This window comes from Microbacterium sp. NPDC055599 (assembly GCF_053618975.1).
Genome location: NZ_JBSHIM010000005.1, coordinates 46,807 through 58,768 on the forward strand (window position 1 = coordinate 46,807; position 11,962 = coordinate 58,768).

Annotated in this window: 14 protein-coding genes, 1 tRNA gene and 1 other RNA gene; 12 read left to right on the forward strand and 4 right to left on the reverse strand. The window is 70.2% G+C overall.

The genetic code is table 11. The features are described 5' to 3' along the window. Position 1: 1 nt before the first annotated feature. Positions 2-775: a CoA transferase subunit A gene (locus ACWGQ1_RS05915; RefSeq protein ID WP_247638696.1), complete on the reverse strand. Its 774-nt coding sequence runs from the start codon at positions 773-775 to the stop codon at positions 2-4. 126 nt (positions 776-901) lie between these two features. Here ACWGQ1_RS05915 and ACWGQ1_RS05920 point away from each other — a divergent pair, with 126 nt between their 5' ends. The 8 genes from ACWGQ1_RS05920 (at position 902) to ACWGQ1_RS05955 (ending at position 5,804) form a co-directional block, all read left to right on the forward strand. Next, positions 902-1,669, forward strand: coding sequence for an IclR family transcriptional regulator domain-containing protein (locus ACWGQ1_RS05920; RefSeq protein WP_452312534.1), 768 nt, complete (start codon positions 902-904; stop codon positions 1,667-1,669). A gap of 35 nt (positions 1,670-1,704) precedes the next feature. After that, positions 1,705-2,142 carry a MarR family winged helix-turn-helix transcriptional regulator gene (locus ACWGQ1_RS05925; RefSeq protein WP_136034971.1) on the forward strand — a complete coding sequence of 146 codons (438 nt, stop codon included), beginning with the start codon at positions 1,705-1,707 and terminating at the stop codon, positions 2,140-2,142. Beyond that, positions 2,139-3,377, forward strand: coding sequence for an MFS transporter (locus ACWGQ1_RS05930; protein WP_136036736.1), 1,239 nt, complete (start codon positions 2,139-2,141; stop codon positions 3,375-3,377). The genes ACWGQ1_RS05925 and ACWGQ1_RS05930 overlap by 4 nt, the downstream gene beginning before the upstream one ends. 22 nt (positions 3,378-3,399) lie before the next feature. After that, on the forward strand, positions 3,400-3,888 hold the full coding sequence (locus ACWGQ1_RS05935; protein ID WP_136036735.1) for a YbaK/EbsC family protein: 489 nt from the start codon (positions 3,400-3,402) through the stop codon (positions 3,886-3,888). A 111-nt stretch (positions 3,889-3,999) separates the two neighbouring features. Further along, on the forward strand, positions 4,000-4,692 hold the full coding sequence (locus ACWGQ1_RS05940) for an SOS response-associated peptidase (RefSeq protein WP_136034978.1): 693 nt from the start codon (positions 4,000-4,002) through the stop codon (positions 4,690-4,692). Positions 4,693-4,820: 128 nt separating this feature from the next. Then, positions 4,821-5,159: a DUF7882 family protein gene (locus tag ACWGQ1_RS05945; RefSeq protein WP_136036733.1), complete on the forward strand. Its 339-nt coding sequence runs from the start codon at positions 4,821-4,823 to the stop codon at positions 5,157-5,159. A 74-nt stretch (positions 5,160-5,233) separates the two neighbouring features. After that, positions 5,234-5,500, forward strand: a complete 267-nt coding sequence (locus ACWGQ1_RS05950; protein ID WP_136036732.1) for a hypothetical protein — start codon at positions 5,234-5,236, stop codon at positions 5,498-5,500. A 28-nt stretch (positions 5,501-5,528) separates the two neighbouring features. Next, on the forward strand, positions 5,529-5,804 hold the full coding sequence (locus tag ACWGQ1_RS05955; protein WP_136034984.1) for a hypothetical protein: 276 nt from the start codon (positions 5,529-5,531) through the stop codon (positions 5,802-5,804). Between the two features lie 75 nt (positions 5,805-5,879). On the opposite strand, the gene ACWGQ1_RS05960 is transcribed toward ACWGQ1_RS05955, so the two are convergent. Then, positions 5,880-5,955: transfer RNA gene (locus tag ACWGQ1_RS05960), tRNA-Lys, on the reverse strand. Positions 5,956-6,120: 165 nt separating this feature from the next. Here ACWGQ1_RS05960 and ACWGQ1_RS05965 point away from each other — a divergent pair. Beyond that, a complete protein-coding gene (locus tag ACWGQ1_RS05965; RefSeq protein WP_136046197.1) occupies positions 6,121-6,921 on the forward strand; it encodes an inositol monophosphatase family protein in 801 nt (266 codons plus the stop codon). Between the two features lie 26 nt (positions 6,922-6,947). Continuing rightward, a complete protein-coding gene (locus ACWGQ1_RS05970; protein WP_136046196.1) occupies positions 6,948-7,514 on the forward strand; it encodes a hypothetical protein in 567 nt (188 codons plus the stop codon). A 15-nt stretch (positions 7,515-7,529) separates the two neighbouring features. Here the strand turns inward: ACWGQ1_RS05970 and ACWGQ1_RS05975 are convergent, their stop codons facing one another. Next, positions 7,530-10,394, reverse strand: coding sequence for an HAD-IC family P-type ATPase (locus ACWGQ1_RS05975; RefSeq protein ID WP_452312596.1), 2,865 nt, complete (start codon positions 10,392-10,394; stop codon positions 7,530-7,532). A 154-nt stretch (positions 10,395-10,548) separates the two neighbouring features. Between ACWGQ1_RS05975 and ACWGQ1_RS05980 the strand changes: the two genes are divergently transcribed. Further along, the gene (locus ACWGQ1_RS05980) at positions 10,549-10,710 is read left to right on the forward strand and encodes a hypothetical protein (RefSeq protein WP_168387320.1); all 162 of its coding nucleotides are present in this window, start codon (positions 10,549-10,551) and stop codon (positions 10,708-10,710) included. A 67-nt stretch (positions 10,711-10,777) separates the two neighbouring features. On the opposite strand, the gene ssrA is transcribed toward ACWGQ1_RS05980, so the two are convergent. Continuing rightward, positions 10,778-11,147, reverse strand: a transfer-messenger RNA (tmRNA) gene (gene ssrA / locus ACWGQ1_RS05985). 142 nt (positions 11,148-11,289) lie between these two features. Here ssrA and ACWGQ1_RS05990 point away from each other — a divergent pair. Then, complete coding sequence (locus tag ACWGQ1_RS05990) at positions 11,290-11,955, forward strand: SIMPL domain-containing protein (RefSeq protein WP_247981589.1); 666 nt, start codon at positions 11,290-11,292, stop codon at positions 11,953-11,955. Positions 11,956-11,962 lie beyond the last annotated feature (7 nt).

Here is an 11,962-nt window from a genome sequence, read left to right on the forward strand (position 1 = left end):
GTCAGGCTCCTTCCGCCGCGACGGTGCGTCGCTCGATGCGCTTGGGGATGTCGGTGCCGACCTCCACCATGCGGTGCACGAACACCCCGGGCAGGTGCACCGCGTCGGGGTCCAGGTCGCCGGGCTCCACGAGCCGCTCCACCTGCGCGATGCAGATGCGTCCGGCCATGGCCGCGAGCGGGTTGAAGTTGCGCGCCGCCTTGGTGAAGACGAGGTTGCCGTGACGGTCGCCCAGGGCGGCGTGCACGAGGGCGAAGTCGGTGGTGATGGCCTCCTCCAGCACGAACTCCCTCGGCTCCCCGCCCACGTCGAAGGTGCGCACGTCCTTCGCCGGCGATGCGACCGCGATGGAACCGTCCGGGTGGTAGCGGCGCGGCAGGCCGCCCTCCGCGACCTGTGTGCCCACGCCCGTCTGTGTGAAGAACGCCGCGATACCCGCACCGCCGGCGCGCAGCTTCTCCGCGAGCGTGCCCTGGGGCGTCAGCTCGAGCTCGAGCTCGCCGCTGAGGAACTGGCGCTCGAACTCCCTGTTCTCCCCCACGTACGACGAGGTCATCTTCCGGATGCGCTGCGCCGCGAGGAGGATGCCGAGCCCCCAGTCGTCGACGCCGCAGTTGTTGCTGACGATGCTCAGGTCGGTCGTGCCCTGGGCGAGGAGAGCCTCGATCAGGGCGATCGGATTGCCGGAGAGGCCGAACCCGCCGACCGCGAGAGAGGCGCCGTCGGGGATGTCCGCGACGGCCGCGGCGGCGGACTCCCAGTGTTTGTCGATCACGTCTGCTCCTTCGGTTCCGTGCTCTCCTCCAGGATCCGCCCGGCGGGTGCGACCACGCCAGCACGGTCTTGTGATGTGGCCCGCAGGCCGACTACCGTCCACAATGTGGAATCGACGTCTCGAAGCGTGCCCGGGGCCCAGGCGATCGCGAGGGCGGCCGGGCTCCTGCGCCTGGTCACCGCGTCCGGGGCGGAGGGCGCGACGCTGCAGGAGCTCGCTCGCGCCTCGGGGCTGTCGCGCTCCACGGCGCATCGGCTGCTCACCGCCCTCCGCGTGGAGGGCCTGGTCGACCGGGACACGGACAGCGCGCGCTGGATGCCGGGGCCGGAGCTGTTCCTGATGGGATCCGTGGCGGCGGCGCGCTACGACGTGACCGGCCTCGCGCGCGACATCGTGCGCTCGCTCGCCGTCACGACCGAGGAGAGCGCGTTCTTCTCGGTGCGCCGTGCCGACGAGACCGTCTGCCTGCTGCGCGAGGAGGGCTCGTTCCCGATCCGCTCCTTCGTCCTGAGCGAGGGGGTGCGCTTCCCCCTCGGTGTCGCGAGCGCCGGCCTGGCGATCCTGTCCTTCCTGCCGGACCACGATGTGGATGCCTATATCGAACGGCACCCCGACCTGGAGACCCACTGGGGTCGCGCCCACGGGCGGGCTCCCCTGCGTGCGCGACTGGCGGAGACCAAGGAGCGCGGGTACGCCGTGAACCCCGGTCTCATCGTGGAGGGCAGCTGGGGCCTGGGCGCCGCCGTGTTCGATCGCGCGGGGCGCCCGGAATGGGCGCTGAGCCTGACCGGTGTGGCCTTCCGGTTCGGACCGGATCGCCAGGCCGAGCTGGGCCGCATCCTGCTGGCGCACGCCCATCAGCTCTCGGCGCGGATCGCGAACGCCCGCCGCTGACGCGTATACATACCAAGCGATATATACTGGCTGGTATGAATCGCGTGGATGTCATCCCGTCGCTCGTGCTCTCCGGGTACGCGCTCGGCCGGATCGCCGCTCAGGACGCGGGGAACGACGCCCCGGCGGCACAGTGGCGCGTCCTCAGCCTGCTCACCCAGACGGGGCCCCGTCGCGTGGGCGAGCTGGCCGCGGCGGCGCGCACGACCCAGCCGGGCATGACGCGGCTGATCGGCACCCTCGAACGCGAGGGGCTCGTGCACCGCTCCCCCGATCCCGACGACTCCCGGGCGATCACGGTCGCCATCACGGAGGCCGGGACGGCAGCCGTGGACGAGTGGAGGGCGGAGTTCCGCTCCACCATCGCCCCGCGATTCGCAGACCTCGACGACGACGACTGGGCAGCGCTCACCCGCGCGGCCCGGATCCTCGCCGAGCGCACCACCGCCGACAGAGCAGGAGACCACCAGTGACCCAGACCACCGCCGCATCGACCCCGTCCGTCTGGAGGCAGCCCGCGCAGGTGTGGGCGGTCGCGTTCGCCTGCGTCGTCGCGTTCATGGGCATCGGGCTGGTCGACCCCATCCTGCCCGCCATCGCCGAGTCGCTCGAGGCGTCACCGGTCGAGACCGAGCTGCTGTTCACCAGCTACCTCCTCGTCACCGGCCTCGCGATGCTCGTCACCAGCTGGGTCTCCAGCCGTATCGGCGCCAAAGCGACGCTCCTCGTCGGTCTCGCGCTGATCGTGGTGTTCGCTCTCCTCTGCGCCCTGAGCGGCAGCGTCGACGCGGTGATCGGGTTCCGGGCGGGCTGGGGCCTCGGCAACGCGCTGTTCATCTCCACCGCTCTCGCGACCATCGTCGGGGCAGCCTCGGGCGGCAGCGGCGCGGCGATCGTGCTGTACGAGGCAGCCCTCGGTCTGGGCATCGCCGTGGGTCCGCTGCTCGGCGGCATCCTCGGCGAGCAAAGCTGGCGCGGCCCCTTCTTCGGTGTCGTCGTGCTCATGGCGATCGCGTTCATCGCGGTGTCCCTGCTGCTGCGCGGCCCGAGCGAGAAGCGCACGCCCGTTCCGTTCTCCGCGCCGTTCACAGCACTCCGTCGTCCCGCGCTCGCGATCCTCGCCGTCGCCGCGCTGTTCTACAACATCGGCTTCTTCGTGCTGCTGGCGTTCTCGCCGTTCCCCCTGGGCTTCGGCGCGATGGGCATCGGCTTCACCTTCTTCGGCTGGGGCGTCGCGCTCGCGGTGACCAGCGTGTGGGTCGCACCCGTGCTGATGCGGCGCATGCCCCGCACCCGGATCATCCTGGTCGTGCTGCCCCTGCTGGCGATCGACCTCGTGGTCGCCGGACTCGTCGTCGACAGCGCCGCCGCGCTCGTGGCGTGCATCATCGTGGGCGGCCTGCTGCTCGGCATCATGAACACGGTGCTGACCGAGGCCGTGATGGAGGCCACCGATCTGCCCCGCTCGGTCGCATCGTCCGCCTACTCGGCCGTCCGCTTCCTCGGTGGCGCGATGGCTCCGCCGATCGCGGCACTCCTGTGGCACCTGTTCAGCGCGACCGTTCCGTACCTGTTCGCGGCGGTCGCGGTGCTCCTCGCCGCGCTCACCGTGTTCCTCGGCCGTCGTGCCCTCGCGCACATCGACGACGAGCCCGCTGACCCCGCGGCGGAGGACGCCCAGGCCATCGTCGTCGGCGACGCGGCCTGAGCGCCTCCACTACCGTGGTGCCATGACCGACGCGCCCTCGCTTCCCGAACGCAGCCGCCTGGTGCATCAGCACCTCGTCGAGTCGGGTGTCGATGCGGAGATCCGGGTCCTCCCCGACTCCGCTCGAACCGCGACGGAGGCCGCGGCCGCCATCGGCTGCGAGGTCGCCGCGATCGCCAACAGCCTGGTGTTCCTCGCCGACGGTGACCCGGTGCTCGTGATGACGAGCGGCGGACACCGGGTCGACCTCGGCGTCCTGGCGCGCAGCATCGGCGCCACGGACGTCTCGATGGCGCCGGCGTCCGTCGTGCGGGAGGCGACAGGTCAGGCGATCGGCGGCGTGGCACCGGTCGGGCACCCGGCACCGCTGCCGACCTACCTCGACCGCGCACTCACGGCGTTCCCGGAGATCTGGGCTGCCGCAGGGCACCCGCACACGGTGATGCCCCTCACCTTCGCCGAACTGGAGCAGCTCACGCACGGCACCGTGATCGACGTCGCCGGAGCCTGATCCGGGCTCCGTGCATCCAGGGCCGTGCACCCGCGCACCCCGTGCAGCATGATGGGACGATCGAGTCCGGTGCGCGGGGCATCGGCAGACACGGATCTGCGAGGGTGAGACATGTGCGGACGATTCGCGAACGATGCGACCACCGACGAGCTGATCCGCGAGTTCGTCGCCGAGGGCGGCCGTCCCGAGGACTGGTGGAAGTCGTGGCACGGCGCCTACTCGATCGCCCCCACCGAGAACGCTCCGATCGTCCGCGACCGCGGTGAGGGCCGCATCCTCGAGCTCGTCCGCTGGGACTGGCAGAGCCCGCCCAACCGCCCCCAGCGCGCGCCGCTCATCAACGCCAGGATGGAGAAGCTGGCGGCCGGGTTCTGGGCACCCGCGTTCTCCGCGGCCCGGTGCATCGTCCCGATGCGCGGCTACTTCGAGTGGACCGGCGAGAAGGGGCGGAAGACCCCGCACTTCCTGCACGCCGACGGCCTGCTCGCCGCCGCGGGACTGACGTGGTCCATGGAGCACGAGGGAGAGCGGGTGCGATGCTTCGTCGTGGTCACCAGGGAGGCCAGGGACGCGAGCGGCGAGGTCCACGACCGCATGCCGGCCTTCCTGACGCCGGACACGTGGGACACCTGGCTCAGCCCGGACAAGCTGACCGGGCAGGCGAAGCTCGACGCGCTGGCGATGCTGGACCATAGCTCGGCGGATGTCGCCGCCACGATCCGTGGGCGCATCGTGGACCGCAAGGTCAGCAACACCCGCACGCTCGACCCGTCCGACCCCACCCTCCTCGATCCCGTCGCCTGAGACGCCCCTGTCGCCGACCGGGGTATCCGGTTCCTCGAATGTGTGAGACCGTAGAGGAACACCACACCAGTGATCATCTTGGTTGCGCCTCTTGGCACAGGTTTCTGTGGCGGAACAGGAAGCAGGTCATGGGTCGTTTCGTGTACGAGAACAGCGTGAAGGTCGAGATCGAGGATCGGGCGCTCACACACGTCCAGCTCGTCATGACCGCGAAGCTCCGCCGTGGGGAGCCGTTCGGCTTCACCTGGCGAGAAGACGCCAGCATCGGCGGCGGACGCACCACGGTATGGGTGCACGCGGGCAGCTCGCTCGTCTTCAAGTACAGCGGCAGCCGTCAGCCTGCCGTCAACCGGGCCTGGGTCGACGCACTCGCGTTCACGGCCAACGCCCCCACCGGGCTGTACCTGGTGTCCGAGCCCGCAGAGCAGGCACCGACGGATCGCGAAGCGGTCCTCGCCCCGGCGTGACCGCCCGTAACACGATGCGCAGGCTGGTTCAACCCCTCTTGCCGCCGCGGTGAGCCCTGCCTACCGTGGACCGCATGGGGAACTCCGAGACGACCACGACGCACATCGAGATCGATGGGCACGACTTCGCGCTCCCGTCCAGCACCGACGTGGCTGACCTCATGACGCGCATCGAGGCTGCGGCCCGTTCCGAGCCGACCTTCGTCGATCTCGCCACCGGCGACAGTCTGACGAGTGTGCTGATCACGGCGCACTCTCGCGTGGCGGTGTACCTGCGGCGGAGCACCACGGATGCGCCTCCTCCCGTCGATCTGCGATCCGCCCTCGACTGGGACCTCTGACCCGTCGCGCGCCTCCTAAGCTGGGAGGATGCTCATCGCCCTCATCCGCCCCCTCGGCACCGCCACCGCCGACGTCGTCGGCACGTCCCTCGAGGATGTGCGCACACAGCTGGCCGCCCACGCCCAGCCCGGGTTCGACCTGGCATCCGCACCGGTGCGGATGCTGAAGGGCGAGGCGAAGATGGAGGCCACGGGAACGTTCCGCCGGGTCGACGGCGTCGAGCAGATCGAGGCGGAGGACATGGCGTCGCTCGAGGCCAAGGTTCCGGAGGGCTGGCAGATGCTGTCCGTCCGGCGCGCCTGACCGCACGCCGTCGACCGGACGAGCACCGTACGAGAGAAGCCCTCGACCGTGGAGCACGGATCGAGGGCTTCTGCGTGGTGCACCCCCAGGGACTTGAACCCTGAACCCACTGATTAAGAGTCAGTTGCTCTGCCGATTGAGCTAGAGGTGCGTGGCCCGGGATAACCCCGACCGAGGAATTACATTACCAGCCGATCAGCCGCCGACGAAATCGTGTGCCGCCCGGGCGCGCCAAGCACACGCGTACACCTCGGGACGCAGCCACGGTGGCCGATGGTCACTCAGGGCCGCAGGTCACCGCCACTATCCTGGGAGCGTGACTCAGCCCCCTGCCGCGACCGACCTGCGCGCCGACCTTGCCCTCGCCCTCCGGCTCGCCGACGCGGCGGACGCCCAATCTCTGCCGCGCTTCGACGCCGCGGATCTGGAGATCTCCACCAAGGCCGACCGATCGCATGTCACCGACGCCGACCTGGCGACCGAGCGTGCGGTGCGCAGCATCCTCGAGAGCGAACGGCCCGATGACGGCATCTTCGGCGAGGAGTTCGGCGCACAGGGGGCCACGGACCGACAGTGGATCATCGACCCGATCGACGGGACGGCGAATTTCCTGCGCGGCGTGCCACTGTGGGGCACCATGATCGCTCTGGCGGTCGACGGGGTGCCCCAGGTCGGGGTGGTGAGCATGCCCGCGCTGGGACGACGCTGGTGGGCGGCCGCCGGCGACGGCGCGTGGACCGCCGTGGACGGCGAGGAACGACGACTGACGGTCTCCGCCGTGTCCTCCCTGGATGACGCGAGCGTGAGCTTCCAGAGCATCGCTCAGTGGCGGGACGCCGGGCACCTCGACGCCCTCCTGCGACTGTCGGACCGGGTCTGGCGGGACCGCGCCTACGGCGACGTGTACGCCTACATGCTGCTGGCCGAGGGCCGCCTCGACATGGTGGCCGAGTTCGATGTGAAGGAGTATGACATCGCGGCCGCCGTGGCGATCGTGCGCGAAGCCGGCGGCCGGATGACGTCCTTCGAAGGCAGCGAGACGATCTCCGCCCGCTCGACACTCGCCACCAACGGAGTCCTTCACCAGGACCTCCTCGCGCTCCTGCACGACGCCTGACCGCCACCGCGATCCCGAGGACCCCCATGACCGCCCGCAGCCTTCCCGCCGCCACCGGCGCGCTGCTGGTGCTGCTGCTGGCGGGCTGCAGCGGGGCTCCGCACGCCGAGCCCACCCGCTCTCCTCCTGCCACCGCCGACACCACGGTCGAGACGTCCTCCCCCGCCCCCGTTCCGGCGCCCGAACCCACGGGCGAGGAGCTCACGTGCGAGTCGATGATCTCCGACGGCACGGTCGCCGCGCTGACGTCGGCCGGCTGGAGTGCGCAGGGCAAGGAGTTCCGGGCCGGGGGCGTCGAATTCACCGACGGACTGCTCTGCTTCTGGGCCGACTTCTCGGTGCCCTCGGACCACGGTCAGCTGTACGGATGGGCCCGCGTCAGCGCCGCGGACGCGGCGGAGGCGCAGGCCGGGCTGCTCGCCGAGGGGTGGCAGCGCGAGGAGTCGGAAGAGGGCGTGTACGTCACGGAGGACCCGGAGTTCTCGATGGGAACCGATGAGGACGGCTACGGCATGACCTACCTCTTCGGCGACGGCTGGGTGAAGTTCGCCGACACCCGCCAGAGCCTGCTGCTCGTCGACTGGGCGGACTGAGGGCACCGCGGCCGCTCAGGGGCGATCGCGCCCCATCGAGCTGTCGCGGATGCGCCCGAACCGGTGCGTCGTCGGCGGCGTCCACAGCAGGGTCACGAGCACGCCCGCGACCAGCCCCGTGATCCCGGCACCCCAGTCCCAGCGATCCCCCGCGAGCAGCACCGCGACGCTGACCGCGATGGCGAGCGTCAGCACGATCGTGAGCAACAGGCGCGACAACCCGCTGCCCCGCCGCACGCCCGCCGCGATCGCGAGCACCAGGAGCCCGAACAGGGCGATCGATGCGCCGAGGAGCGAGAACGCCGTCCGTCCCACCGTCCCCTCGTAGCGCGAGAGGAACACCAGCACACCGAACGCCGTGGCGAGCAGGCCGAAGACATAGGCGAGGGCTGCGACCCCATTCGTGAGGACCCGCGCCACGGTGCTGCCGCGGGCAGCCTGAGCGGCGCGCTCGGTGTCGCCGGTGCGGTCGCCGCTCGGGCGAACACGATCGACGATGACGCGGCGATGGACGAACCGGATGATCTCGATCGCGGCGATCATCACCGCGACGATCCCGGTGAGGGCCAGCGCGAGCTCCTCCCCCGGATCGACCAGGGCGAAGAAGCTGCGCGCCGGCGGCAGGCTGAAGATGCCGACGAGCAGCACGAACATGGCGCCCACCACGAGGACCTTGAAGCGATTGAGGGGCCGCGCCAGCACCGCCAGCACCCAGATGCCGACGATCGCGAGGATCACGGTCGCGCCGGTACGCAGCTGCTCCTCGGAGACGCCGAGACCGCGCGCGACAGCGTCGTACCAGGTGAGGCCGCCCGCCACGACGACGCCGGCCGGGATCGCGAAGCTGAGGGATCGCCGCAGGAAGCCGGGGAGGTAGCGCGAGGCGTTCGGCATGAGCGCCAGGAAGAACGCGGGGATCCCGATGGTGAGGCCGTCGGTGATCGACAGCTGGCGCGGGAGGAACGGGAAGGCCAGGATCAGCGCACCGAACACGACGGCGAGGGTCGTCGCATACGCCGTCTTGGTGAGGAACAGCATCGAGACGCGTTCGATGTTCGCGATGACCTGCCGCCCCTCGGCCACGACGTCGGGCAGGTGGGAGAACTGCCCGTCGAGCAGGACGAGGCGCGCGACGGCCTTCGTCGCCGGCGAGCCGGAGTTCATGGCGATCCCGATGTCGGCCGTCTTGATCGCCAAGGCGTCGTTGACCCCGTCTCCGGTCATGGCGACGGTGTGTCCGTGGCTCTGCAGCGCGGTCACCATGCGCTTCTTCTGCTCCGGCGTCACCCGCCCGAACACCTGCTGGCTGTCGAGGAGCCGGGCGAGCTCGGCATCGTCGTCGGGGAGCTCCCGCGCGTCGAACCCCTCCTCCACGTCGAGTCCGACCTCGCGCGCGATCGCCGCCACGGTCCGCGGGTTGTCTCCGGAGATGATGCGGATGGCCACCTCCTGGCGGCGGAAGTACTCCAGCGTCTGCGCGGCGTCAGGACGCACCTGTTCGCGGAAGGTGAGGACGCGGACGGGGGCCAGTCCGGCGGGCAGGCGCTCCTCGGCGATCTCAGACTCGGACAGCGGCTGTTCCGCCCGCGCGAGGACCAGCGTGCGGCGCCCGCTCTCCGCGAGCCTCGTGACCGTGCGGCCGAGCTCGGTGCTGCTCGAGGTGGCTTCGTCGCCGAAGATCATCTCCGGTGCCCCCATCACCCAGGTGCCGTCGACCTCCTCGAACACCGTGGCGCTCCATTTGCGCGCCGAGGAGAACGGGATGTCTCCGCGGACGTGCAGCGGTGCGCGCACCGGGTGGTCGGCGCGCAGGGAACGGGCCGTCGAGTTCGCGTCCGGAGCTGCCGCATACCAGGCCAGCACGGCGGCCACCTCGTCTGCACGGGACGGAGACGCGCCGCCGATCGTGTGCTCGGCGTCGAAGACGATGTCGCCCACCGTGAGCGTGCCGGTCTTGTCGAGGCACACGACGTCGACACGAGCGAGCCCCTCGACCGCCGGCAGCTCGTTCACCAGCACCTGTCGACGCGCGAGCCGCGACGCTCCGACCGCGAACGCGATGCTGGTCATCAAGACGAGGCCGAGCGGAATCATGGCGGTCAACGCGGCGATCGTGTTGACGACCGCCTGCTGCCACGAGCCTGAGCTGAACGCCGTCGCATAGCCACCGGTCACGATGATCTGCGCGTTCAGCACGAGGAGCCCGACGGGACCGATGATCCAGCCCACCCAGGTGAGGACGCGATCGATCGACGACCGGAGCTCGCTCGCCACCAGCGAGAACCGCCGCGCCTCACCCGCGAACCGGTTCGCGTACGAGTCCGCCCCGACGCGGGTGGTGACGGCGAGCCCTTCGCCGGCGACGACGACCGCCCCCGACAGCGCCTCATCGCCCGGGTGCTTCTCGACCGGGTCCGACTCGCCGGTGAGCATCGACTCGTCGATCTGCAGCCCGCGGGACTGCGTGACCGTGGCGTCGGCCGGGACCTGTTCGCCGGCACGCAGCACGAGCACGTCGTCGAGCACCACATCGCCGGGGACCACCTCCGTCTCGGCACCGTCCCGTCGGACGAGCGCACGCGGGGCGTTCATCAGGGCGAGGCGATCGAGGGCCGCTTTCGCTCGGAACTCCTGCACGCAGCCGATAATCGCGTTGGAGAACGCGGCGAGACCGAAAAGGGCATCCTGCCACCGCCCGATCGCGAACAGCACGAAGAAGCACGCGAACACGATCCCGTTGAAGATGGTGAACACGTTCGCGCGGACGATGCTCCAGGCGCTCCGGCTCGTATCGGCCGTGAACGCGTTCGTTCGGCCCGTCGAGACGCGTTCCGCCACCTGGGCGCGCGTGAGTCCGTCGGCGGGCGTGGGCGGGGTCATCGTCACGGCCTCAATATAGGCTGCGCCGGCGTCTCCTGCGGCATGCCCTCCTCCGCGTCTGCTCCCTGGGCCGCGCGTGGTCGCATTGTCAACCGTCTGGCCCCCGATCCTCCGGGAGGAGAGGCTGGAGGAAGTCACCCAGAAAGGAACGCGCATGAGCAGCGACAGCCACCGCAACGACATCAGCACCGAATCCTCCCCCGGGCCCGACGAGAACGACAACCTCGGCGCCGAGGACAACAAGGGCGAACCGCCCACGGTGCCACCCACCGGCGACGACGACGTGGAGGCTCACGACGGCACCGACGCCGACTAGCTGGTCTCGGAACGACGAAGCCCCCGTGTTCATGAGGAACACGGGGGCTTCGTCTGTGACAGCGACCTGGTGGAGCTGGGGGGAATCGAACCCCCGTCCAACGCTGAGTCTCCACGCCTTCTCCGGGCGCAGTCTGTGGAAGCGTTCTGCTCGGCTCCGACCTTTGTCACAGACACCTAAGTCGACGAGCCCAGCCTGGGAAGAGTCCCACGTGACGTCCAGACGCCGTCACGCAGCAAGATTCCTAGATGACGCCAGGATCCGTATCGGAATCACATACGGTCTGACGGACTATCGGGCTCGCTTAGGCAGCGAGGGCGAAGTCGTTGCGCTTGGATTCGGCAACTATTGTTTTGCAGAGAGCGTTTACGAGATAACTCTGCATCCTCGGCCCGCTTCTCGTGGATTCACAGGCGCTGTCGAAACCGATCAGCCCCGTGGTCCTTCTCGCGAAGGAGCCGCTGTCACACTGTGGAATTACCAGGCCGGGCGACATGCACCCGGGCATCACAGGTTACAACGTTCGGAGGCCCTTCGCCATTCCGCCCCTGCCCCGACCGGCTCGCGTAGAGTCGGCGCATGAGCGAGGTCATCGTCACCGTCCGGGGTGAGCACGAAGTGCGGGTCCGCCCCGAGCGTGCCACCGTCCGTGTCTCCGTCCGTGCCGAGGGGCCGGAGCGCGGCCCCGTGGTCGACGAAGCCCTGCGTCTCTCCGAGCCCGTGCGCGAAGACCTCGCCGAGCGCACGAAGACCGGGTCAGCGCTCGACTGGAGCAGCGCCAACCTCAGCGTCCGGGCGGAGCGCCCGTGGAGCAGCGATGGCTCGCGCCTCGCGCCCGTCTACATGGCCGGCGTCGACTTCACCGCGACGTTCGCGGAGGACGGCGAGCTCTCCCTGTGGGTCACCGAGGTCTCAGCGCGGGAGGGAGTCGAGGTCGGTTGGGTGGACTGGCATCTCACCCCCGAGACCCGCACCCGTGTCGAACGCGAGGTCGCGGCCCGCGCCGTGGAGGCCGCCGTGCTGCGCGCCGAGGCGTACGCGGGTGCCGTCGGCCTCCATCAGGTCTCGCCCGTCGAACTGGCCGACGTCGGGCTGATCGCCCCCGGCCACCCCGGCCCCGGTACGCCCCTGATGAAGGCTCGCGGAGCGGTCGCGTTCGCCGCCGACGCCGCACCCTCCATGCAGTACGAGCCGGAGGAGATCGTCATCTCGGCAACCGTCGAGGCGCGTTTCCTCGCCCGCTGAGCGCGGA

Excerpts from the sequence above, each read along its gene's own strand:
- ACWGQ1_RS05925 (WP_136034971.1), top strand. The coding sequence starts at position 1,705 with ATGAATCGCGTGGATGTCATCCCGTCGCTCGTGCTCTCCGGGTACGCG.
- ACWGQ1_RS05935 (WP_136036735.1), top strand. The coding sequence starts at position 3,400 with ATGACCGACGCGCCCTCGCTTCCCGAACGCAGCCGCCTGGTGCATCAG.
- ACWGQ1_RS05940 (WP_136034978.1), top strand. The coding sequence starts at position 4,000 with ATGTGCGGACGATTCGCGAACGATGCGACCACCGACGAGCTGATCCGC.
- ACWGQ1_RS05945 (WP_136036733.1), top strand. The coding sequence starts at position 4,821 with ATGGGTCGTTTCGTGTACGAGAACAGCGTGAAGGTCGAGATCGAGGAT.
- ACWGQ1_RS05950 (WP_136036732.1), top strand. The coding sequence starts at position 5,234 with ATGGGGAACTCCGAGACGACCACGACGCACATCGAGATCGATGGGCAC.
- ACWGQ1_RS05955 (WP_136034984.1), top strand. The coding sequence starts at position 5,529 with ATGCTCATCGCCCTCATCCGCCCCCTCGGCACCGCCACCGCCGACGTC.
- ACWGQ1_RS05970 (WP_136046196.1), top strand. The coding sequence starts at position 6,948 with ATGACCGCCCGCAGCCTTCCCGCCGCCACCGGCGCGCTGCTGGTGCTG.
- ACWGQ1_RS05975 (WP_452312596.1), bottom strand. The coding sequence starts at position 10,394 with ATGACCCCGCCCACGCCCGCCGACGGACTCACGCGCGCCCAGGTGGCG.
- ACWGQ1_RS05980 (WP_168387320.1), top strand. The coding sequence starts at position 10,549 with ATGAGCAGCGACAGCCACCGCAACGACATCAGCACCGAATCCTCCCCC.
- ACWGQ1_RS05990 (WP_247981589.1), top strand. The coding sequence starts at position 11,290 with ATGAGCGAGGTCATCGTCACCGTCCGGGGTGAGCACGAAGTGCGGGTC.